The organism is Pseudomonas sp. GW821-FHT10C09 (assembly GCF_059415465.1).
In genome coordinates this window covers 69,651-89,714 of sequence record NZ_JBWKNG010000023.1, presented here as the reverse complement: position 1 = coordinate 89,714, position 20,064 = coordinate 69,651, and the positions used below count along the sequence as shown (strand labels likewise).

At 60.7% G+C, this 20,064-nt stretch carries 21 protein-coding genes; 10 read left to right on the top strand and 11 right to left on the bottom strand.

Annotated elements, in window-relative coordinates; translation table 11 throughout:
- Positions 1–228: 228 nt before the first annotated feature.
- Genes AC07N8_RS22880 through AC07N8_RS22870 form a run of 3 tightly spaced genes read left to right on the top strand, consistent with a single transcriptional unit; the run spans position 229 to position 2,263 of the window.
- A complete protein-coding gene (locus AC07N8_RS22880) occupies positions 229–1,044 on the top strand; it encodes an HDOD domain-containing protein (RefSeq protein ID WP_483843427.1) in 816 nt (271 codons plus the stop codon).
- 28 nt (positions 1,045–1,072) lie between these two features.
- Complete coding sequence (mutM, locus tag AC07N8_RS22875; protein WP_483843365.1) at positions 1,073–1,885, top strand: bifunctional DNA-formamidopyrimidine glycosylase/DNA-(apurinic or apyrimidinic site) lyase; 813 nt, start codon at positions 1,073–1,075, stop codon at positions 1,883–1,885.
- A 54-nt stretch (positions 1,886–1,939) separates the two neighbouring features.
- Positions 1,940–2,263: a multidrug transporter gene (locus AC07N8_RS22870; RefSeq protein ID WP_493145913.1), complete on the top strand. Its 324-nt coding sequence runs from the start codon at positions 1,940–1,942 to the stop codon at positions 2,261–2,263.
- Between the two features lie 122 nt (positions 2,264–2,385).
- Here AC07N8_RS22870 and AC07N8_RS22865 read toward each other — a convergent pair whose 3' ends face one another.
- The 5 genes from AC07N8_RS22865 to AC07N8_RS22845 form a co-directional block, all read right to left on the bottom strand.
- Positions 2,386–2,637, bottom strand: a complete 252-nt coding sequence (locus AC07N8_RS22865) for a YfhL family 4Fe-4S dicluster ferredoxin (protein WP_007945532.1) — start codon at positions 2,635–2,637, stop codon at positions 2,386–2,388.
- 139 nt (positions 2,638–2,776) lie between these two features.
- Positions 2,777–3,256: a pantetheine-phosphate adenylyltransferase gene (gene coaD, locus AC07N8_RS22860; RefSeq protein ID WP_007945531.1), complete on the bottom strand. Its 480-nt coding sequence runs from the start codon at positions 3,254–3,256 to the stop codon at positions 2,777–2,779.
- Between the two features lie 115 nt (positions 3,257–3,371).
- On the bottom strand, positions 3,372–4,967 hold the full coding sequence (locus tag AC07N8_RS22855) for a GMC family oxidoreductase (RefSeq protein ID WP_493145912.1): 1,596 nt from the start codon (positions 4,965–4,967) through the stop codon (positions 3,372–3,374).
- Between the two features lie 58 nt (positions 4,968–5,025).
- Positions 5,026–5,571 carry a twin-arginine translocation pathway signal protein gene (locus AC07N8_RS22850; RefSeq protein ID WP_483843368.1) on the bottom strand — a complete coding sequence of 182 codons (546 nt, stop codon included), beginning with the start codon at positions 5,569–5,571 and terminating at the stop codon, positions 5,026–5,028.
- 28 nt (positions 5,572–5,599) lie between these two features.
- Entirely contained in the window at positions 5,600–7,030 is a 1,431-nt protein-coding gene (locus AC07N8_RS22845; RefSeq protein WP_493145911.1) for a coniferyl aldehyde dehydrogenase, read from the bottom strand.
- A gap of 146 nt (positions 7,031–7,176) precedes the next feature.
- Between AC07N8_RS22845 and AC07N8_RS22840 the strand changes: the two genes are divergently transcribed.
- Positions 7,177–7,848 (top strand): TetR/AcrR family transcriptional regulator, encoded by a 672-nt coding sequence (locus tag AC07N8_RS22840; protein ID WP_483843370.1) that lies wholly within the window; start codon positions 7,177–7,179, stop codon positions 7,846–7,848.
- Positions 7,849–7,881: 33 nt separating this feature from the next.
- Complete coding sequence (locus tag AC07N8_RS22835; RefSeq protein ID WP_493145910.1) at positions 7,882–8,736, top strand: sulfurtransferase; 855 nt, start codon at positions 7,882–7,884, stop codon at positions 8,734–8,736.
- Between the two features lie 31 nt (positions 8,737–8,767).
- Here AC07N8_RS22835 and AC07N8_RS22830 read toward each other — a convergent pair whose 3' ends face one another.
- The 5 genes from AC07N8_RS22830 to AC07N8_RS22810 are packed head-to-tail and all read right to left on the bottom strand — an operon-like array spanning position 8,768 to position 14,114.
- Positions 8,768–9,607, bottom strand: coding sequence for an AraC family transcriptional regulator (locus AC07N8_RS22830; RefSeq protein ID WP_493145909.1), 840 nt, complete (start codon positions 9,605–9,607; stop codon positions 8,768–8,770).
- Between the two features lie 3 nt (positions 9,608–9,610).
- On the bottom strand, positions 9,611–10,609 hold the full coding sequence (locus AC07N8_RS22825) for a hydrolase (protein WP_483843373.1): 999 nt from the start codon (positions 10,607–10,609) through the stop codon (positions 9,611–9,613).
- 55 nt (positions 10,610–10,664) lie between these two features.
- Positions 10,665–11,276 (bottom strand): 16S rRNA (guanine(966)-N(2))-methyltransferase RsmD, encoded by a 612-nt coding sequence (gene rsmD, locus AC07N8_RS22820; RefSeq protein ID WP_033060498.1) that lies wholly within the window; start codon positions 11,274–11,276, stop codon positions 10,665–10,667.
- A complete protein-coding gene (locus AC07N8_RS22815) occupies positions 11,276–12,766 on the bottom strand; it encodes a M16 family metallopeptidase (protein WP_483843374.1) in 1,491 nt (496 codons plus the stop codon). The genes rsmD and AC07N8_RS22815 overlap by 1 nt, the downstream gene beginning before the upstream one ends.
- Positions 12,759–14,114 carry a M16 family metallopeptidase gene (locus AC07N8_RS22810; RefSeq protein WP_123434745.1) on the bottom strand — a complete coding sequence of 452 codons (1,356 nt, stop codon included), beginning with the start codon at positions 14,112–14,114 and terminating at the stop codon, positions 12,759–12,761. The genes AC07N8_RS22815 and AC07N8_RS22810 overlap by 8 nt, the downstream gene beginning before the upstream one ends.
- 345 nt (positions 14,115–14,459) lie before the next feature.
- On the opposite strand from AC07N8_RS22810, the gene ftsY reads away from it, so the two are divergent.
- The 4 genes from ftsY (at position 14,460) to rpoH (ending at position 18,643) form a co-directional block, all read left to right on the top strand.
- The gene (gene ftsY, locus AC07N8_RS22805) at positions 14,460–15,989 is read left to right on the top strand and encodes a signal recognition particle-docking protein FtsY (protein ID WP_493145908.1); all 1,530 of its coding nucleotides are present in this window, start codon (positions 14,460–14,462) and stop codon (positions 15,987–15,989) included.
- Positions 15,986–16,657: a cell division ATP-binding protein FtsE gene (gene ftsE / locus AC07N8_RS22800; RefSeq protein WP_123434743.1), complete on the top strand. Its 672-nt coding sequence runs from the start codon at positions 15,986–15,988 to the stop codon at positions 16,655–16,657. Before ftsY ends, ftsE begins: the two co-directional genes overlap by 4 nt.
- A complete protein-coding gene (gene ftsX, locus AC07N8_RS22795) occupies positions 16,654–17,676 on the top strand; it encodes a permease-like cell division protein FtsX (protein ID WP_483843376.1) in 1,023 nt (340 codons plus the stop codon). Before ftsE ends, ftsX begins: the two co-directional genes overlap by 4 nt.
- Positions 17,677–17,788: 112 nt before the next feature.
- A complete protein-coding gene (gene rpoH / locus AC07N8_RS22790; protein ID WP_007897890.1) occupies positions 17,789–18,643 on the top strand; it encodes an RNA polymerase sigma factor RpoH in 855 nt (284 codons plus the stop codon).
- Between the two features lie 208 nt (positions 18,644–18,851).
- On the opposite strand, the gene mtgA is transcribed toward rpoH, so the two are convergent.
- Positions 18,852–19,574, bottom strand: a complete 723-nt coding sequence (gene mtgA / locus AC07N8_RS22785) for a monofunctional biosynthetic peptidoglycan transglycosylase (RefSeq protein WP_027926549.1) — start codon at positions 19,572–19,574, stop codon at positions 18,852–18,854.
- Between the two features lie 74 nt (positions 19,575–19,648).
- Between mtgA and AC07N8_RS22780 the strand changes: the two genes are divergently transcribed.
- Positions 19,649–20,020, top strand: a complete 372-nt coding sequence (locus AC07N8_RS22780) for a DUF423 domain-containing protein (RefSeq protein ID WP_483843377.1) — start codon at positions 19,649–19,651, stop codon at positions 20,018–20,020.
- The last annotated feature ends 44 nt before the right edge of the window (positions 20,021–20,064 follow it).

Genomic DNA, 20,064 nt, shown 5'->3' with positions numbered 1-20,064 from the left:
ACGTCGCTCCGGAAAAAAGAGCGGGAGTATAGCGTGTTGCGCAAGGCCACGGTTTGGCGGATGGACATGCGGTGAAGGGCGCGCCAAAGATGAAACTTCAGCAGATGCACCCTCCAAGGTGTCGGATCCAACTTTTAGAAGCTAGAATCTGCGCCTGGCCCAGAGTGTGTACTTATGTCCCAAGAGCTGACTACCGAACAGATTCAACAGTCCCTGCAAGGCATCAGCGTGCCCGCCCAGCCGCAAATCATGGTGGATTTGCAGATGGAGCAGTACATGCCCGACCCGGACCTGGAAGTGATCGCGAAACTGATCTCCCAAGACCCGGGCCTCTCTGGCGCCTTGCTGAAGATCGTCAACTCGCCGTATTACGGCTTGAGCAACAAGATCGCCTCGATCCAGCGAGCGGTGAACCTGTTGGGTAGCCGTTCAATCATCAACCTGATCAACGCCCAGTCGATCAAGGGCGAGATGAATGACGACACCATCGTCACGTTGAACCGCTTCTGGGACACGGCTCAGGATGTGGCGATGACCTGCCTGACGCTGGCCAAGCGCATTGGTGCCCAGGCCGGCGACGAAGCGTACGCGTTGGGCCTGTTCCACGACTGCGGCGTGCCGCTGATGTTGCAGCGTTTCCCCAACTACATGACGGTTCTGGAAGAGGCCTATGCCAACGCCAGCGCCGAATGCCGAGTGGTGGACACCGAGAACCGCGAGTTCAACACCAACCATGCCGTGGTCGGTTACTACACCGCCAAATCCTGGCGCCTGCCGGACCATGTGACCGCCGCGATCGCCAATCACCACAACGCGTTGGCGATTTTCAGCGATGAGTCGTCGCGCAATGCCCAGCTCAAGAACCTGCTGGCGATCCTCAAGATGGCCGAACACATTTGTGCATCCTATCGAGTGCTGGGCAACCAGAACGAAGACCACGAATGGAACAGCATCGGGCATCTGGTGCTCGACTATGTCGGCCTCTCGGATTACGACTTCGAGACGCTCAAGCAATCCATTCGCGACCTTGGCGCTCACCACTGAGTCCCGGATAGCCTGATTCGAGTGCACCATGCCTGAACTGCCGGAAGTCGAAACCACCCGCCGCGGAATTGCGCCGCACCTGGAAGGCCAGCGGGTCAGTCGGGTGATCGTGCGTGACCGGCGCCTGCGCTGGCCGATTCCCGAAGACCTCGATGTGCGGTTATCCGGGCAGCGCATCGTGCTAGTGGAGCGGCGCGCCAAATACCTGCTGATCAATGCCGAAGTCGGCACGTTGATCAGCCATTTGGGTATGTCGGGGAATTTGCGCCTGGTGGAAGTTGGCCTGCCGGCGGCCAAGCATGAGCACGTGGACATCGAGCTGGAATCCGGCCTGGCGCTGCGTTATACCGACCCGCGACGGTTTGGTGCGATGCTCTGGAGCCTTGACCCGCTCAACCACGAATTGCTGATTCGCCTGGGGCCGGAGCCGTTGACCGACCTGTTCGATGGCGAGCGCCTGTTCCAGCAATCTCGCGGGCGTTCCATGGCGGTCAAGCCGTTCATCATGGATAACGCCGTGGTGGTCGGTGTCGGCAATATTTACGCGACCGAAGCGCTGTTCGCCGCTGGCATTGATCCGCGCCGCGAAGCCAAGAGCATTTCCCGGGCGCGTTATTTGAAACTGGCGATCGAGATCAAACGCATCCTCGCCGCCGCCATCGAGCGCGGCGGCACCACGTTGCGCGACTTTATCGGCGGTGACGGCCAACCGGGTTACTTCCAGCAGGAACTGTTCGTGTACGGCCGGGGCCATGAGCCCTGCAAGGTCTGCGGCACGGAGCTGCGGGATGTGAAACTCGGGCAGCGCGCCAGCGTCTTTTGCCCGCGCTGTCAGAGCTGAGAACTCCCACGGTCTATAGTCAGTGTTCTCACTGCCTCGCATAAGGACCGTGCCATGAACCTGTTTCGAACCCTTGTCGTTGTCTGCCTGCTGGGCGCCAATGCCTGCGCGCTGGCGGCAAACAACGGCAGCGGCGACCCGCTCTACACCATCCAGAATCCCCCGGCGTACGCCATGATCGGTGATTTGCTGATTGCCCGACCGTTGCTGGTCGTGGCGACGGTGATTGGTGCTGGGGTGTTTGTGGTGTCGTTGCCGTTTACCGCGCTCGGTGGCGGCGTTGGCGATGCGGGGCAGGCGTTGGTGGTTGACCCGGCGAAAGCGGCGTTTGTGCGGTGTCTGGGGTGTATCGGGGAGGGGTTTGAGCAGCGGGAGTGAAGGCAGGTATATCTTGGTGTGGCTGATGACGCCTTCGCGAGCAGGCTCGCTCCCACATTAGACCGCGATCAACTGTGGGAGCGAGCCTGCTCGCGAAAGCGAGAGGGCAGGCTGCAAAAATCTCAAGCCTTACCGGTAATCTTCCGGTACTTCTCCATCAACTCGTCTTCAGTCTCCGGATGCGCTTCGTCCAGCGGAATGCAATCCACCGGGCACACTTGCTGGCACTGAGGTTCGTCGTAGTGGCCGACACACTGCGTGCACAGGTTCGGGTCGATCACGTAGATCTCTTCGCCCTGGGAAATGGCGGCGTTTGGGCACTCGGGTTCGCAGACGTCGCAGTTGATGCAATCGTCGGTGATGATCAGGGACATGCTAACTCCAGCCAGGGCGGCAGGCCCGGGCGCAATAAACCAATGCGCGCAATTGTGCCGCATTGGCGCCCGCAGTGCACGCGGGCGCGACGTTTTGCGGATCGCAGGCTTCGCCAGCTCCTACAGTCGGCGTCCGGCTTTATTTCTTGAAGCGTTCCGTGAGGGCATCCGCCACCGCAGGGTGGACAAACTTGGTGATATCACCGCCCAGCGCCGCGATTTCACGGACCAGCGTCGAGGAAATGAACGAATAACGCTCGGAAGGCGTAAGAAACAGGCTCTCCACATCCGGCGCCAGCTGACGGTTCATGTTGGCCAGCTGGAATTCGTATTCGAAGTCCGACACCGCACGCAAGCCACGCAGGAACACGTTGGCGTTCTTCTCTTTGGCAAAGTGCGCGAGCAGCGTCGAGAAACCGACGACTTCAACGTTCGGCAGATGTTTAGTGACCTCGCGGGCCAGCTCCACACGCTGTTCCAGAGGAAACAACGGGTTTTTCTTGGGGCTGGCGGCGACGGCAATGATCACATGATCGAACAGGCGCGCGGCGCGTTCGACCAAGTCGCCATGGCCCTTGGTAATCGGGTCGAAGGTACCTGGGTACAACACTCGGTTCATCGCGTCGTCCTGGCGGGAGTCCGTTGGGGAGTCGGATGGTATCGCAGCCTTCCCGGTCGGCCAAGTCGCCTGTTGGGTAAGAAAGCACTATAGACGATACGAATATTCTCCCTTTTCATGGGTTTTTCAAACGTTCGGCCAGCGAAGTGGCCAGTTGCGCCGTCAGCCCGTACACCGACAACTGCGGGTTGGCGCCAATGCTGGTGGGGAACAGCGAGCCGTCATGGATCGACAAATTGCTCAGCTGGTGATGACGGCCGAGGCTGTCGGTCACGGCGTTTTTCGGGTCTTCGCCCATCGCACAACCGCCCATTACGTGGGCGCTGCCCAGGCGTGTGCGGTACAACTCAAGGCTCAAGCCATCGATCAACGTGCGCGCTTCCGCCAGGGTTTTCACGTAGCGGGCATCGGCGTGCATCGGCATCACCGCGTTGGCGCCCCCGGCGAACTGGATTTCGGCCATGGTGTGGAAGGCTCGGCGCAATCCGTCCCAGGCATAGGGCGAGACCTGATAGTCGAGCACCGGCGTATTGTCGCCGCGCAATTCGACGCTGCCGCCGGGGCTGTCCGGGTGGAAACCGTCGCGCAACAACGCGAGCATCGCGTGGGTATGGGGCAGGTGCTCCATGTGCTGGGCGTTTTCCTTGCCGAAACCGCCGAGCAGGGTGGTCGCCAGCGCCGGGTGCAGCGGCGGGACTTCGAGTTTGTAGCCCATTTTCCCGGTGGTGCCGTCCTGCCATTGGAAATGGTCGGAATAGATCGACTGCGGTGCGCCGTAGAACGGGTTGATCACTTCGTCGAACAGCCCGGCGGACATGTTCACCAAATGCAGGAATGTGCGTTTGCCCAGACGTTTGTGCGGATCCGGTGTATCAGAACGCAGGAGCAGCGCCGGGCTGTTGATCCCGCCGCCGGCCAGGACGTAATGGCGCGCCTTGACCGTGATCGTGCGCCCGGTCGGCGCGACGCAACGGTCGTCCATCGCCACGCATTGCAGGCCGGTGACCTTGCCATCCTTGATCGACAGCTTTTCGGCGCGGGCCAGGTACAACAGCTCGCCACCTTTTTCCAACGTCGCCGGAATGGTCGTGACCAGCATCGACTGCTTGGCGTTGGTCGGGCAGCCCATGCCGCAATAGCCGAGGTTCCAGCAGCCGCGCACGTTGCGCGGGATGACGTGCCAGCTGTAGCCGAGTTTTTCACAGCCTTTGCGGATCACGTCGTTGTTGGCGTTGGGCGGCACCATCCACGGCGCGACGCCGAGGCGTTGTTCCATTTTCTCGAACCACGGCGCCATTTCGGCGGGAGAGTGGCCTTTGACGTCGTGCTCACTGGCCCAGTGTTCAAGCGTCGGCGTGGGCGTACGAAAGCTCGATGTCCAGTTGATCAGCGTGGTTCCGCCCACCGCGCGGCCTTGGAGAATGGTGATCGCGCCATCCTTGCTCATGCGCCCGATGCCTTCCTGATAGAGGCTGGTGTAGGCCTGGTCTTCGAGCATCTTGAAGTCGCTGCTGGTCTTGAGCGGGCCTTCTTCGATCAGCAGCACTTTATAGCCGGCCGCGCTGAGGATTTCCGCCGTGGTGCCGCCGCCGGCACCGCTGCCGATGATTGCGACGTCCGCTTCGAGGGTCAGGTCTTGGGTCAGTTGCGCGCCGTTGTAGGTTTTCCAGCCACGGGACAGGCCTTCTCGGAACGGGTCGGGTACAGGCATTCTCAGGTTCTCTTTTTTATTTTGTTTTGGGTGGTGAGGCGATGGCATCGACCCGGTCTCAAACCGCAGGTGGACCGGGATACCCGCAATGCACCCATGATTCCGCCCGGGTGTACCACGCCATCATCACCAGTTGCTGCAGCGAGCTATGCCCCATGCGCAACAAGCTCAACGAACTGTTTTCCCAGCGATCAAGAAAACGCCGGATCTCATCACCACTGGCATTTTCCCAACTGCCCCAGATCCCGGTCAGCGGTCCGCGCGTTACGGCCATCCCCAGCACATCGAACAGTTGCTGAGTCAGCTTGAGCATTTCCGGCGACAGGTGATTCAGGCTGTTATCCAGGCAGTGCAAGGTCTGGTCGACCGACGCCGGCATTTTCTCGGCAGCGATAGCGCCCTCGAGCATCACCGGGATCAGTGCGCGCAAAAACAGCAGGTCGCCGCTGCGCAGGATCACGAAACCGTTCGCCGCAGTGCTCGACGAGCAGCCGCTGAGGCTTGCGCCCAACCCGGCCGTGGCCAGGAAGGCGCTGGCGCCGAGGCTGAATTTCAGCAGGCCGCGGCGTGACAGCGCGGGTGTATCGGTCAGGCTTGGGCTCATTATTGTTGTTACCCGGTGGTGGTGATCGTTAGCGGATGAACAGCTTCTGGATCAGTTTCTGGATGGATTTTCCGTACGGTGGGTAGATCAGCTTCGAGGCGTTGAAGCGCTGCTTGATCAACACCCCTTTGGCCTTGCTGAAGGTCAGGAACCCTTCGTGGCCGTGGTAATGGCCCATGCCCGACGCACCGATGCCACCGAACGGCATGTCGTCCTGAGCGACGTGCAGCAGCGTGTCGTTGAGGCAGACGCCACCGGAGTGGGTTTCGTGGAGCACACGGTTCTGTTCGCGCTTGTTGTAGCCGAAGTAGTACAGCGCCAGTGGGCGAGGGCGTTGGTTGATGTAGGCAAACGCCTCATCCAGATGCTTGTACGGCACGATCGGCAGCAACGGACCGAAGATTTCGTCTTGCATCACGGTCATGTCGTCGGTGACGTTGAGCAGCAGGCTGTGACTCATGCGCCGGCCCTGACCCTGGTCGAACAGCGGAATCAGCTGTGCCCCTTTGCCGGTGGCATCGCTGATGTAACCATTCAGACGCGCCAGTTGCCGCTCATTGATGATGGCGGTGTAGTCCGGGTTGTCAGCCAGTGTCGGATAAAACCCGCGAACTACCTGACGATAAGCCTCGACGAAACCCTCGACACGGTCTTCCGGCACCAGTACGTAGTCCGGGGCCACGCAGGTTTGCCCGGCGTTCAGGGTTTTGCCGAAGGCGATGCGTTCGGCGGCGTCTTTCAGCGGCACGTCATGGGACACGATGGCCGGGGACTTGCCGCCGAGTTCGAGGGTCACCGGGGTGAGGTTCTCGGCCGCCGCACGCATCACGTGTTTGCCGATGCTGGTGGCGCCGGTGAACAGCAGGTGATCGAAACGCAGGCGGGAGAACGCGACGCCGACATCGGCTTCGCCCAACACCACGCAGACCAGGTCTTCAGGGAAGACCCGGGCGAGCAATTCCTTGAGCAGCAAACCGGTGGCGGGGGTTGATTCGCTGAGTTTGAGCATCACCCGATTACCGGCCGACAGCGCGCCCACCAATGGGCCGATGGCCAGGTACAGCGGGTAGTTCCACGGCACGATCACGCCGACCACGCCCAGCGGTTGGTAAACGACTTTGGCCGCCGCCGGTTGAAATGCGATGCCGACCTTGCGCCGCGAGGCTTTCATCCAGCCTTTGAGGTGCTGGCTGGCGTAATGAATGCCGTGCAGGCTGGGCATCAGTTCGGCGAGCAGGGTTTCGTCGGCGCTGCGGTGACTGAAATCCTGACTGATCGCCTCGATCAGTGCCTGGCGCTCGCTGCTCAACAGGTCGCGCAGGGCTTTGAGCCATTGCTGGCGCTGGGCGGCCGGCGGCATCGGGTTGGCGGCGTAGGCGGCGCGTTGGGCGTCGAACAGGGTTTGCAGTTCTTCCAGAGGCTGATTCAGGTTCTGAAGGTAGGCGATGTCGGCAGTCATGGTCGGCTCCGGATTTATTGTAATGAGTGACTTTTTAGAGTCTATGCTCTAGAAAGTCAAATGACATCCTGGAACAGCATTGTTTTATCCACTCGCGGATAGGTCGTAAGATGCCTGTCATCGCACTCTGAATTAAAGCTCAAGCCATGGCCCCTCGGATCAAAACCAGCGAGCGCATCGTGCAGAACAGCCTGGAGCTGTTCAATCAGCAGGGTGAGCGCAGCATCAGCACCAACCACATTGCTGCCCACATGGAAATTTCACCGGGCAACCTGTACTACCACTTCCCCAACAAGCAGGCGATCATCGCCGTGTTGTTCAGTGAGTACGAAAGCCTGGTGGACAGCTTCCTGCGCCCGCCTCAGGGGCGTGCCTCGACGGTGGACGACAAGCGCTTCTACCTTCAGGAACTGCTGGCGGCCATGTGGCGCTACCGGTTTTTGCATCGCGATCTCGAGCACTTGCTCGACAGCGATGCGGAACTCGCCGCCCGTTACCGACGGTTTTCCCAGCGCTGCCTGATCCATGGCACGCACATCTACGCGGGCTTCGTCGAAGCCGGCATCCTGCAGATGGACAAGGTCCAGATCGAATCCCTGACGCTGAATGCGTGGATCATCCTGACGTCTTGGGTGCGATTCCTCTGCACCACGCGGGAAAACTCCAATCACCTGAGCGAGCAAGCCATTAAACGGGGCGTGTATCAGGTGCTGGTGCTTGAGGCCGGTTTCGTCACCGATCAGGCGCGCGATGCGGTGGATGCGCTGTACGAAGAGTTTTACGTGCCATTGGCCCAAGCCCTCGAAGAAGTGCAGTAGGATCGAACAACGACTTAGTCACAGGAGCCCGCTATGCCCATTGCGCAACTGATCAGCCCGCAAGCACTGGACCTGAAGAAGGACCAGCCGGGGTTGGTGATTCTCGATTGTCGTTTTGCCCTCGAAGACCCGGATTACGGCCAGCGCAGCTATGCCGAAGGGCACATCGCCGGTTCGAAGTTTGCCGATCTCGAGCGTGATTTGAGCGGGGCTGTGGTCAAGGGCGTGACCGGGCGTCATCCGCTGCCTGAAGCGGATGACTTGATTGAGCGCCTGCAAGCGTGGGGCATCAACGCTGACAGCGAAGTGGTTTTGTACGATGACGGCCCCGGTGCCTTTGCGGCGCGGGCCTGGTGGTTGCTGGCGTGGTTGGGCAAGCGTGACGGCGTGTTTATTCTGGATGGCGGGCTCAAGGCCTGGCATGCGGCGGGTTTGCCGCTGAGTCTGGATGCGTGCGACACCAAGCGTGGCACCTTCAGCGGCAAACCGGATAACGCGCTGATCTTGAGTGCGCAACAGCTTGAGCAGCGTCTCGGCCAACCTGAGTTGACCTTGCTCGATGCCCGTGCCTTGCCCCGCTTCAAGGGTGAAGTGGAGCCGATTGATCCAATTGCCGGACACATTCCGGGGGCACAATGTGCGGCATTTACCGACAACCTCGGCGGTGACGGGCGGTTTTTGCCGGCCGATCAACTCAAGCGGCGATTTGCCGCGAAACTCGGTGATCGTTCGCCGGCCGATCTGGTGGCGTACTGCGGGTCTGGCGTAACGGCGTGCCATAACCTGTTTGCGCTGTGCCTGGCGGGTTATCCGTTGGGGGCGTTGTATGCCGGGTCGTGGAGCGAGTGGATCAACGATCCCGCACACGGTATCGCCATCGGCGAATAAACACAGATCCAAATGTGGGAGCGAGCCACGCTCAATCCCTGAGCGATTGCCGGGCACTTCGATACGCGCCCGGCCCCACCCCGTAAACCTGCTTGAACTGCCGACTCAGATGACTCTGATCGGCAAACCCCAATTGCGTGGCCACTTCCAGCGGCAAACACCCGTTCTGCAACAGCGCCCGAGCCTGGGCGATGCGTTGTTGCATCAGCCAGGTGTGCGGTGGCATGCCGGTCGCTCGGCGAAACACCCTGGCGAAGTGAAAGGGCGAAAGATTCACCGCCGCCGCCAGTTCTTCCAGGGATGGTGGCGCCGCCAATTGCGCATGCAGCAATTCCTTGGCCCGTGTCACCGCGCGGTGCTCCTTGCCGGGCTGGCCGGCAATCGGCACTGCCGCGTGTCGTTGCAGCAGCGACAACATCATTTCCCGCCAGACCGTTTGCTGTTGCAGCGCCGTGGACGGACTTTCCAGCAAACGATGCAGTTGGCAAAAACCCTTCACCAGATCCGGGTCGCGGTACAGCGTGGCGCCAAACATGGGCAAGTGACGGGTCGGCAATTCCAGTTCGGCCAACAGCGACAGTAACTGGCCGCTGTCCGGATAAAACGCCCGATACAGCCAGCCATCCTCGGTGCCTTTGTGGCCGGTGTGCAGTTCATCCGGATTGATCAACACCAAGGTGCCGCTGCCGGCCAGGTGTTCGGCGCCGCGATAGCGATAGCGCTGGGCGCCGGCCATGATCATGCCGATCACATAACCATCGTGCACATGGGGCGCGAAGCGGTGTTCGATGTAACGCGCGGACAGCAACTCGACCCCGGCCAGCGGCGCCGTTTGCCAGAAGCGGATCGACTCGCCCTGATCGACGTCCATCGGCTACTCGCGACCCACGGCGGCCAGCCACTGCGGGATGCGCCGTTCCAGGTAATAACCCGGTTGCCGGAACGAGCCATCGACGAAGCCGACATGCCCGCCCTTGGCCTGTAATTCCAGTTGCGTGCAGGGCGACAATTCATCGGCATGCGGCAGGCTGTGGGGGAAGACAAAGGGATCGTCGGCCGCCTGAATGATCAGGGTCGGTGTGCGAATCTCCCCAAGAAAATAACGGCTCGACGCGCGACGGTAGTAATCGTCGGCATCGATAAAACCATTCAACGGCGCCGTGACCCGGCCATCGAAATCCCAGAAGGTGCGCATGTTCTCCAGCGAGCCCAGCGCCGCCAACGCAGCGAGTCCCTCTTCGCGTCCGTCATGCTGGAACTGGCGCTGTTTGTTCTTGATGTACGCGAGCATCTCGCGCATGAAGTGCGCCTGATAGACCTTGGAAAATCCCTGGCCGATACGATCCGCACACTGGTCGAGGCGAAACGGCACCGATACCGCCACCGCACCGGCCACGCCACTGTCACTGCCAGACTCACCCAGGTGCTTGAGCAGGACATTGCCGCCCAGCGAGTAACCCACCACGTACAGCGGCGCCAACGGACGTTTGGCCCGCAGGTGCCGGATGGTTTCGGCGAGGTCTTCACTGGCGCCGGAATGGTAGCTGCGCGCCAACAGATTCGGTTCGCCCGAACAGCCACGCCAGTTCAACGCGACACTGGCCCAGCCTTCGGTGGCGAGGGACTTTTGCACGCCGGCCACATACGGTGAGTTCGAGGAGCCGGTCAGCCCGTGCAACACCAGCACCAGCGGTGCCGTCGCGCTGTGAGGGCCGTGCCAGTCGAGGTCGAGAAAGTCGCCATCTTCGAGCCACAAGCGTTCGCGCTCGCGCTCGATGTGCGTGGTTTTGCGCCAAAGCGGTCCCCACAAGGTTTGCAAGTGCGGATTGCCAAGGCCCAAGGCGGGGGTGAAGCGGTCTGGCGGATGGGACACGATTGCTCTCGATGCAGCGGTGCGCAACGGGTGCGCACCTTTTCAGGCCGGTCGATTAACCGGCAATCTCTGCCATACGTTGCCACAACGCGTAGTAAACCCGCCCGGATTTCTGCTCACGGTGCAGACGCCAGTTGCCTGGCAAGCCGAGGGACGACGGCGCGTTTTCGCTTTCAGTGTAGATCCAGGCCTCGTCGGCCAGCCACTGACGCTCTTCCAGCAGAGCGCAAACGCCCGGCAGCAGGTTCTGGTTGAACGGCGGGTCGAGGAACACCAGGTCGTACGCCGTGGCGGTCTGTGTTTCCAGATAGCGCAGGGCGTCGGCAGTCTGAATCTGGCCAGTGGTGCAACGCAGTGTACCCAGGTGTTCCTTGATGCTGGCGACCGCGATGTTGCTGGCGTCCAGCGCCTGGCCCATGGCCGCGCCACGGGACAGGGCTTCGAGGAACAGTGCACCGCTGCCGGCGAACGGGTCCAGCACCTTGGCGCCCGCGACATACGGCGCGAGCCAGTTGAACAGGGTTTCACGCACCCGGTCCGGCGTCGGGCGCAGGCCCGGGGCATCGGGGAAGCTCAGCTTTCGGCTGCCCCATTCGCCGCCGATGATGCGCAGTTGATTCACGCCGTTATGGACGTTGTGAACAGGTTTTTTAGGGCGCGTGGCCATTAATGCTCCGGAACCCCGAGCGGCTGCTCGGCAGGTTTATCAGATGGGGCCGGTAACGGCTTTTGTGGCACGGTCGGGCCAGCGCTGACGATGACCATTTTGTCCGTGCTCAAGTGTTTGTTCAGTGCGGTCTTGACCTGGTCGACGGTCAGGCTCTGGGACTCACGCATGAAGTCATCCAGATAATTGAGCGGCAGGTTGTAGAAACCCATGGCACCCAACTGGCCGACGATATCGGCGTTACTGGCGGTGGACAGCGGGAAGCTGCCGGCCAGTTCACGCTTGGCGTCATCGAGTTCTTTTTGCGTCGGGCCGGTTTTAAGGTAGTCGGCCAGCACGTCCTGCACCAGCTTCAGCGTGCCTTCGCTCATCTCGGCGCGGGTCTGCAGGTTGATCATGAACGGGCCGCGCGCCTGCATCGGGGTGAAGCCCGAGTACACGCCATACGCCAGTCCGCGTTTTTCACGCACTTCGCTCATCAGACGGGTGCCGAAACCACCGCCCCCGAGGATCTGGTTGCCCATGGACAGGGCGGCGTAGTCCGGATCGTCACGGTCGATGCCCAGTTGCGCGAGCATCAGGTTGGTTTGCTTGGACGGAAACTCGATGTGGCCGACGCTGGCTTTCGGTTCTTGCGGCTGCGCGATTTTCGCCAGTGCCGGGCCTTTCGGCAGTGCGCTGGAGACTTGCGCGGCAATCGCCTCGGCCTCGGCGCGGGACAAGTCACCGACCAGTGCAATCACTACGTTGCCGGCAGCGTAGGCTTTCTCGTGGAAAGCTTTGAGCTGAGCCAGGGTGATCGCAGGAACGGTTTTCGCCGTGCCATCGCTGGAGTGCGCGTAAGGGTGATCGCCGTACAAACGGTTCATCAGCTCCAGGCTCGCCAATTTGCCGGGGTTCTGTTTCTGGTATTCGAATCCGGCGAGCATCTGGTTCTTGATGCGCGCGAAAGAGTCGGCGGGGAAGGTCGGTTTGCCGATTACTTCAGAGAACAGCTTCAGGGCCGGTTCGCGTTTGTCCTTGGCGCTGAGGCTGCGCAAGGAAGCCAGCGCCATGTCCTTGAATGCGCCGTTGCCGAAGTCAGCGCCCAGGCCTTCGAAACCCTCAGCGATGGCGCCGACATCTTTGCCGGCGACACCTTCGTTGAGCATCGCGTTGGTCAGCACCGCCAATCCCGGCGCAGTGCCGTCCTGGCTGCTGCCGGCGGCGAAGATCAGGCGCATGTCGAACATCGGCAGCTCGCGAGCTTCGACGAACATCACCTTGGCGCCTTCGGCGGTGTTCCAGGTCTGCACGTCGAGCGTGCGGTGGCTCGGTGCCTTGCCGTCGAGTTCGGTCAGCGATTGCAACTTCTGGCTGGACCTGGCTTTGTCCAGGGCCTCGCTGGCCTTGGACTCATCGGTTCTGGACAAGTAGAAAACGGCGGAGCCGATCAGGGCGACAGCGATCAGGCCGATAAGGGCCAGGCGTGGTTTTTTGCGCTCACTCATGAGTCGTCTCCAGTGGCAGGACATGGGCGACGCTGAGACGTTCGCGGGTGAAATACAGCTTGGCGGCGTTCTGGATGTCTTGCGGGGTCACGCTTTCCAGATCGCTGAGTTCGGTGTCCATCAGTTTCCACGACAGGCCGACGGTTTCCAGTTGGCCGATGGACGTGGCCTGGCTGGTGATCGAATCACGCTCATAGACCAGACCGGCAATCACTTGAGCTCGAACGCGCTCCAGTTCTTCGGCGGACGGCGCAGTGGTTTTCAGCTGTTCAAGCAGCTTCCACAGACCGGCTTCGGCCTGGGCCATGGTTTTCTTTTTCTGCGTGTTCGGCGTGGCCGACAAGGTGAACAGGCTGTCGCCACGGGTGTAGGCGTCGTAGCTCGACGAACCGCCAGACACCAGCTCTTCGCCGCGCTCCAGTTGCGCCGGGATGCGACCGCTGTAGCCGCCGTCGAGCAGGGCCGAGATCAGGCGCAAGGCATTCACCGAGCGTTTGTCTTCGGCGGTGGCAATGCTTGGCACGTTGAAGCCCAGCATCAGGCTCGGCAATTGGGTTTGCACGTGCAGGGTGATCAGGCGCTCGCCAGGCTCGGCCAGTTCCAGCGGGATTTTCGCCGGGGGCACGTCGCGCTTGGCGATCGGGCCGAAATAACGCTGGGCCAAGGCCTTGACCTCGTCCGGGGTCACGTCACCGACCACCACCAGCGTGGCGTTATTCGGCACGTACCAGGATTGGTACCAGTGACGCAGTTCTTCGACTTTCATGCGGTCCAGGTCCGCCATCCAGCCGATGGTCGGCGTGTGGTAGCCGCTGGCCGGGTAAGCCATCGCCTTGAAGCGCTCGTAGGCCTTGGACATCGGTTTGTCGTCGGTGCGCAGGCGACGTTCTTCTTTAATGACTTCGATCTCGCGGGTGAACTCGTCAGCCGGCAGGCGCAGACTGGCCATGCGGTCGGCTTCCAGTTCGAAGGCCACGCCCAGACGGTCGCGGGCCAGTACCTGGTAGTAGGCGGTGAAATCGTCGCTGGTGAACGCGTTCTCTTCGGCGCCGAGATCACGCAGGATCAGCGAGGCTTCGCCGGGACCGACTTTCTCGCTGCCCTTGAACATCATGTGTTCCAGTGCGTGGGAAAGACCGGTCTGACCCGGTGTTTCATAGCTGGAGCCGACCTTGTACCAGACCTGGGACACCACCACCGGCGCACGATGGTCTTCGCGCACGATAACTTTCAAGCCGTTATCGAGGGTGAATTCGTGGGTGGGTTGTGGATCGGCAGCCAAGGCTGACAGTGGCAGACAAACTGTGCTGAGCAGCAGGCCTGCAGCGCGGCGGGCTAGAGCATTCATTCGTTTTTTAAACCTGTTGGGCTGCCCGCTTGGTCTTAGCGTCAGCGGGCGAGAGGGTGCTAGGATAACGGTCCGTTTTACTGGCGGCCACGCCTATCAGGCCTTTGATCGGTCTGCAGGTTGTTTGGGTTTGCGGCGCAAGCTATGAGTTTGACAGCTAAACTCTGCGTTTTCGCCGACGATGCCGTTCCAGTCCTTCGTATTAGTCGACCTTTGGGGTGCGAGTTGCACCTCGACAAAATGTTGCGCGTGAACAAGCTGGATCAATCGCAGTCTGTTCTGCATCGAATATTTATTTGCCGAGGCGCTCTTTGGCGCGTCGCTACCGTGAGATAGCCGTCCTCCATGTTTGGTTCCAACGACGACAAGAAAGCCCCAGCTGCGGCTGGCGAGAAGAAAAGCCTGTTCGGATGGCTGCGCAAAAAGCCGCAGGAAACCGTCGTCGAACAGCCACAGCCACTTTCCGAGCCCGCGCCGGCGCCGGTAATAGAAGAAGAGCTCGCGCCGATTGTCTTGCCGATCGCCGAGCCGGTGCTGCAACCGGTGGTCGAGCCTGATCATGTTGCCGAAGCCGTTGCACAACCCACCCTGACCCCGATTGCCGAGCCCTGGCTGACGCTGCCAGTGGCCGAAGAGCCGGTTGCCCTCGTTGAAGACGAGTTGGCACCGCACATTACGCCGCCGATTCCAGCTCCGATTGCGTTTGTGCCGGAGCCTGTTCAGGTTCCGGTGGTTGAACCGGTTATAGCGCCAGTAGTTGTGACCGAACCTGAACCGGTTGTTGCAGAACCGTTGGTTCCTGCTTTCGTTGCTCCGGTTGCTCCGGTTGCTCCGGTTGCTCCGGTTGCTCCGGTTGCTCCGGTTGCTCCGGTTGTCCAGGCACCAGCACCAGTCGTCGCGCCCTTAGAAACGCCCGTAGAGCCGCCGCGTACTGAAGAATCCAAAGCCGGCTTCTTCGCCCGTCTCAAGCAAGGCCTGTCCAAGACCAGCGCCAGCATTGGCGAAGGCATGGCCAGTTTGTTCCTGGGCAGAAAGGCCATCGATGACGAACTGCTCGAAGACCTCGAAACCCGCCTGCTGACCGCCGACGTTGGCGTCGAAGCCACGTCGGTGATCATCCAGCGCCTGACCCAAAAGGTCGCGCGCAAGGAACTGGCCGATTCCGATGCCCTGTACAAATCCCTGCAAGCCGAGCTGGCTGCCATGCTCAAGCCGGTCGAGCAGCCGTTGAAAATCACCTCGCAGAACAAGCCGTTCGTGATTCTGGTGGTGGGCGTCAATGGCGCCGGCAAGACCACCACCATCGGCAAGCTGGCGAAGAAGCTGCAACTTGAAGGCAAGAAAGTCATGCTCGCGGCCGGTGACACCTTCCGTGCTGCAGCGGTCGAGCAATTGCAGGTCTGGGGCGAACGCAACAAGATCCCGGTCATCGCCCAGCACACCGGCGCCGACTCGGCTTCGGTTATCTTCGATGCCGTGCAGGCCGCCAAGGCCCGTGGCATTGATGTGCTGATCGCGGACACCGCCGGTCGTCTGCACACCAAAGACAACTTGATGGAAGAGCTGAAGAAAGTTCGCCGGGTAATCAGCAAGCTCGACGCCGATGCGCCGCACGAAGTGCTGTTGGTGCTCGATGCCGGCACCGGCCAGAACGCTATCAGCCAGGCTAAACAATTCAACCAGACCGTCGAACTGACTGGCCTGGCGCTGACCAAGCTCGACGGCACCGCCAAGGGTGGGGTGATTTTTGCCCTGGCCAAGCAGTTTGGCCTGCCGATTCGCTACATCGGCGTCGGGGAAGGCATCGACGATTTGCGTACTTTTGAAGCAGAACCCTTTGTCCAGGCACTGTTTGCCGAGCGGGAGCGTTCATGATTCGTTTCGAACAGGTCGGTAAACGCTACCCGAACGGTCACGTCGGCTTGCATGAGCTGAGCTTTCGAGTCCGTCGGGGCGAATTCTTGTTTGTGACCGGCCACTCCGGCGCCGGTAAAAGCACCTTGTTGCGCCTGTTGCTGGCGATGGAGCGTCCGACCACCGGCAAATTGCTGCTGGCCGGCCAGGACCTCGCCACCATCAGCAATGCGCAGATTCCTTACCTGCGCCGGCAGATCGGCGTGGTGTTCCAGAATCACCAGTTGCTGTTCGATCGCACGGTGTTCAACAACGTCGCGCTGCCCTTGCAGATCCTGGGTCTGTCGAAGGCCGAGATCGTCAAGCGCGTGGATTCGGCCCTGGAACGCGTGGCGCTCTCGGACAAAACCGATTTGTACCCGGGCGACCTGTCCACCGGTCAACAACAGCGCGTCGGCATCGCCCGCGCCATCGTTCACCGCCCGGCCTTGCTGCTGGCGGACGAACCGACCGGTAACCTCGACCCGCGCCTGGCCGCCGAAATCATGGGTGTGTTCGAAGACATCAACCGCCTGGGCACGAGTGTGCTGATCGCCAGTCACGATTTGGCGCTGATCGCCCGTATGCGTCACCGCATGCTGACCCTGCAACGTGGCCGATTGATCGGCGACGGGGAGGCTGCCGAATGAGCGCGACCCGCAGCCCCAAAGTTGCCGAGCGTGTAGCCCCGAAGGCCGCCGATCCGCAACCGCAGAAGAAAAAACGTGACGATGACGACGGCCCGGACTTCGCGACGTTGTTTCGCGCCTGGGTTGAAAGCCACCGCGCCAGTCTGCTGGACAGCTTGCGTCGCTTGGGCAAGCAGCCGATTGGCAGCTTTTTCACCTGCATGGTGATGGCCGTTGCGCTGAGTTTGCCGATGGGCCTGTCACTTTTGCTAAGTAACGTCGAGCGTCTGGGCGGGTCTTGGCAGCGTGCAGCGCAGATTTCCCTGTACCTGCAACTGGAAGCCAGTCCTGAACAGGGTGAGGCGCTGCGCGAGCAGATCAAAGGCATGCCAGGCGTAGCTGATGCGGAATATGTCGGACGCGACCAGGCGCTGGAAGAGTTTCAGCAGCAGTCCGGCCTGGGCGAGGCACTGAAGGAGTTGCCGGAAAACCCGCTGCCTGGCGTGGTCCTGGTGACGCCGAACGAAGTCGACAAGCCCGCGCTTGAAGCATTAAGACAAAAACTATCCGAGCTGCCGAAGGTACAACAGGCGCAACTTGATCTAGTCTGGGTCGAGCGTCTGGCAGCCATCCTCAAGCTGGGTGACCGTTTTGTCTTCGGTCTGACCGTGCTTCTGGTTTCTGCATTACTTTTGGTGATAGGCAATACCATTCGTCTTCATATTGAAAACCGCCGCACAGAGATAGAAGTGATTAAACTCGTCGGCGGCACGGACAGCTATGTGCGCAGGCCCTTTCTATATATGGGCGCGCTGTATGGCTTCGGTGCGGGGATGCTGTCTTGGGGCGTACTGGCGTTCGGCCTGAACTGGCTGAACGACGCGGTGGTTGGGCTGGCCGGTTTGTACGGCAGTGATTTCGCGCTGGCCGGAGTGCCAGTTGCCGACGGTCTGTCTCTCTTGCTTGGCGCGGTGCTGTTGGGGTATATCGGTGCATGGATTGCAGTCGCACGCCACCTGAGGGAGCTTGCGCCTAAGTAGTATCATTTTGCTCGTATTGACCTTTCAGCGTTTATGGGAACTTGTCTTTCGGTTTCCGGTCAATTTTCGCAGTGCTGAACTGCACGAGTTTGTAAGTCGGAGGTTTTGTCGTATGACCAATTCTTTGCAACCTGCATATGCTCTGGTCCCGGGTGCGAACCTGGAGGCCTATGTGCACACCGTGAACAGCATTCCATTGCTGACGCCGGAGCAGGAGCGTGAACTGGCCGAGAGTCTCTATTATGAGCAGGATTTGGGGGCGGCTCGGCAGATGGTGCTCGCCCACCTGCGTTTTGTTGTACATATCGCCCGTAGCTATTCCGGCTACGGTCTGGCTCAGGCTGACCTGATCCAGGAAGGTAACGTCGGCCTGATGAAGGCCGTGAAGCGCTTCAACCCGGAAATGGGTGTGCGTCTGGTGTCGTTTGCTGTGCACTGGATCAAGGCGGAAATTCACGAGTTCATCCTGCGCAACTGGCGCATTGTGAAAGTCGCGACCACCAAGGCCCAGCGCAAGCTGTTCTTCAACCTGCGCAGCCAGAAGAAACGCCTGGCGTGGCTGAACAACGAGGAAGTCCACCGTGTGGCGGAAAGCCTCGGTGTAGAGCCTCGGGAAGTGCGCGAGATGGAAAGTCGCCTGACCGGCCATGACATGGCTTTCGACCCGGCCGCAGAAGCGGACGACGACAGTGCTTTCCAGTCGCCAGCCAATTATCTGGAAGACCACCGGTACGACCCGGCGCGTCAGCTGGAAGACGCAGACTGGAGCGACAACTCCAACCACAACCTGCACGAAGCGCTGGAAGTGCTGGACGACCGCAGCCGTGACATCCTTTATCAGCGCTGGTTGGCTGAAGAGAAAGCCACGCTGCACGACCTGGCGCAGAAGTACAACGTGTCGGCCGAGCGTATCCGTCAGCTTGAGAAGAGCGCGATGAACAAGCTCAAGCTGTCGATCGCGGCATAACCTGCGAACCGGCAATAAAAAACGCCCCGATCATTGATCGGGGCGTTTTTGTTTGTGCCCGGTTTTCTGCAACACCACAAAACCAATGTGGGAGCGAGCCTGCTCGCGAAAGCAGTGTGTCAGTCGACACCTGTATTGCATGAACCACCGCTTTCGCGAGCAGGCTCGCTCCCACAGGGGATTTTCAGTGTTCGGGAATTGTGTTCGGCTACTGAGCCCAAGGTGCCCGCCGCGAATCATTGAGGCCCAACAGATAACTGTCACCCCCCAACTGACTCATCTGCTGCCGAATCCACCCGGCCCGTCGAGCGACGTAGTTGGTCGGATGGCTCGCGCTCCACACTCTTGGGTTGGGCAACACGGCAGCCAGCAAGCTCGATTGCTGACGGCTCAGGCTTTTAGCGCTCACGCCAAAGTGATGCCGCGCCGCAGCTTCCGCCCCAAAAACCCCGTCATCCCACTCAACACTGTTGAGGTACACCTCAAGAATCCGCTGCTTGGGCCAGAACACTTCGATCAATCCAGTGAACCAGGCTTCCAGGCCCTTGCGCAGCCAACTGCGTCCCGACCATAAAAACAGGTTCTTCGACACCTGTTGGCTCAGCGTGCTGGCGCCACGAATCGAGCCGCCCAGCTCGTTATGAGCCAGTGCCGCCTGAATCGCCCCGAAGTCAAAACCCCAGTGCTCCGGGAATTTCTGATCCTCACCGGCAATCACCGCGACTTTCAGGTCGTCGGAGATTTCATCCCACGGCTTCCAGGTCCGTTGCAGGTCGATCGGCTCGCCGTCGAACCAGGATTCGATCTTGCGTTCGACCATCAACGCCGTTCCCGGCGGAGGCACCACGCGAAAGATCAGCACCAGCAAGACGCTGCCGCCCGCGAACCAGAGCACGGCCTTGGTGAATCGTCGTAAAAATATACGCAGCATAGAGATGGCTTGGCCGAACCCGTTGAGCGGGCCATTATACAGACCCTGTTGATCGAGTCTGACTGGAGTTCTTCATGCTGCGTGGCTTTTTGATGCTGGCCGCTTTCTTCGGCTTCACGGGCGTTGCCCTCGGCGCGTTCGCCGCGCATGGCCTGAAAAACCGTCTGACCCCCGAATATCTGGCCATTTTCCACACCAGCGTCACTTACCAACTGGTGCACACCCTGGCGTTGCTGGGCGTAGCGCTGCTGGCCACGCAGATATCCGGGCGTTTGATCACCTGGGCCGGAGCCTCGTTTGCCATCGGCATCCTGCTGTTTTCCGGCAGTCTGTACCTGCTGACCCTGACCGGCATCAGCAAGCTCGGAATCATTACGCCCTTCGGCGGGCTCGCATTCCTGGTGGGCTGGGCGTGCCTGGGGCTTGCCGCCTGGCGGTTGAGCTGACCGGGTGGTCCATTTCATGACGAATGGCTTGGGTCGCCAAGACT

What these genes read in the sequence shown, in the direction of transcription:
- AC07N8_RS22855 (WP_493145912.1), bottom strand. Translation starts at nt 4,967, where the DNA reads ATGCCTGTACCCGACCCGTTCCGAGAAGGCCTGTCCCGTGGCTGGAAA.
- AC07N8_RS22830 (WP_493145909.1), bottom strand. Translation starts at nt 9,607, where the DNA reads ATGGACGTCGATCAGGGCGAGTCGATCCGCTTCTGGCAAACGGCGCCG.
- ftsY (WP_493145908.1), top strand. Translation starts at nt 14,460, where the DNA reads ATGTTTGGTTCCAACGACGACAAGAAAGCCCCAGCTGCGGCTGGCGAG.
- rpoH (WP_007897890.1), top strand. Translation starts at nt 17,789, where the DNA reads ATGACCAATTCTTTGCAACCTGCATATGCTCTGGTCCCGGGTGCGAAC.
- AC07N8_RS22780 (WP_483843377.1), top strand. Translation starts at nt 19,649, where the DNA reads ATGCTGCGTGGCTTTTTGATGCTGGCCGCTTTCTTCGGCTTCACGGGC.
- AC07N8_RS22835 (WP_493145910.1), top strand. Translation starts at nt 7,882, where the DNA reads ATGCCCATTGCGCAACTGATCAGCCCGCAAGCACTGGACCTGAAGAAG.
- mtgA (WP_027926549.1), bottom strand. Translation starts at nt 19,574, where the DNA reads ATGCTGCGTATATTTTTACGACGATTCACCAAGGCCGTGCTCTGGTTC.
- coaD (WP_007945531.1), bottom strand. Translation starts at nt 3,256, where the DNA reads ATGAACCGAGTGTTGTACCCAGGTACCTTCGACCCGATTACCAAGGGC.
- AC07N8_RS22815 (WP_483843374.1), bottom strand. Translation starts at nt 12,766, where the DNA reads ATGAGTGAGCGCAAAAAACCACGCCTGGCCCTTATCGGCCTGATCGCT.
- AC07N8_RS22840 (WP_483843370.1), top strand. Translation starts at nt 7,177, where the DNA reads ATGGCCCCTCGGATCAAAACCAGCGAGCGCATCGTGCAGAACAGCCTG.
- AC07N8_RS22870 (WP_493145913.1), top strand. Translation starts at nt 1,940, where the DNA reads ATGAACCTGTTTCGAACCCTTGTCGTTGTCTGCCTGCTGGGCGCCAAT.
- AC07N8_RS22845 (WP_493145911.1), bottom strand. Translation starts at nt 7,030, where the DNA reads ATGACTGCCGACATCGCCTACCTTCAGAACCTGAATCAGCCTCTGGAA.
- ftsX (WP_483843376.1), top strand. Translation starts at nt 16,654, where the DNA reads ATGAGCGCGACCCGCAGCCCCAAAGTTGCCGAGCGTGTAGCCCCGAAG.
- mutM (WP_483843365.1), top strand. Translation starts at nt 1,073, where the DNA reads ATGCCTGAACTGCCGGAAGTCGAAACCACCCGCCGCGGAATTGCGCCG.
- AC07N8_RS22850 (WP_483843368.1), bottom strand. Translation starts at nt 5,571, where the DNA reads ATGAGCCCAAGCCTGACCGATACACCCGCGCTGTCACGCCGCGGCCTG.
- ftsE (WP_123434743.1), top strand. Translation starts at nt 15,986, where the DNA reads ATGATTCGTTTCGAACAGGTCGGTAAACGCTACCCGAACGGTCACGTC.
- AC07N8_RS22865 (WP_007945532.1), bottom strand. Translation starts at nt 2,637, where the DNA reads ATGTCCCTGATCATCACCGACGATTGCATCAACTGCGACGTCTGCGAA.
- AC07N8_RS22810 (WP_123434745.1), bottom strand. Translation starts at nt 14,114, where the DNA reads ATGAATGCTCTAGCCCGCCGCGCTGCAGGCCTGCTGCTCAGCACAGTT.
- rsmD (WP_033060498.1), bottom strand. Translation starts at nt 11,276, where the DNA reads ATGGCCACGCGCCCTAAAAAACCTGTTCACAACGTCCATAACGGCGTG.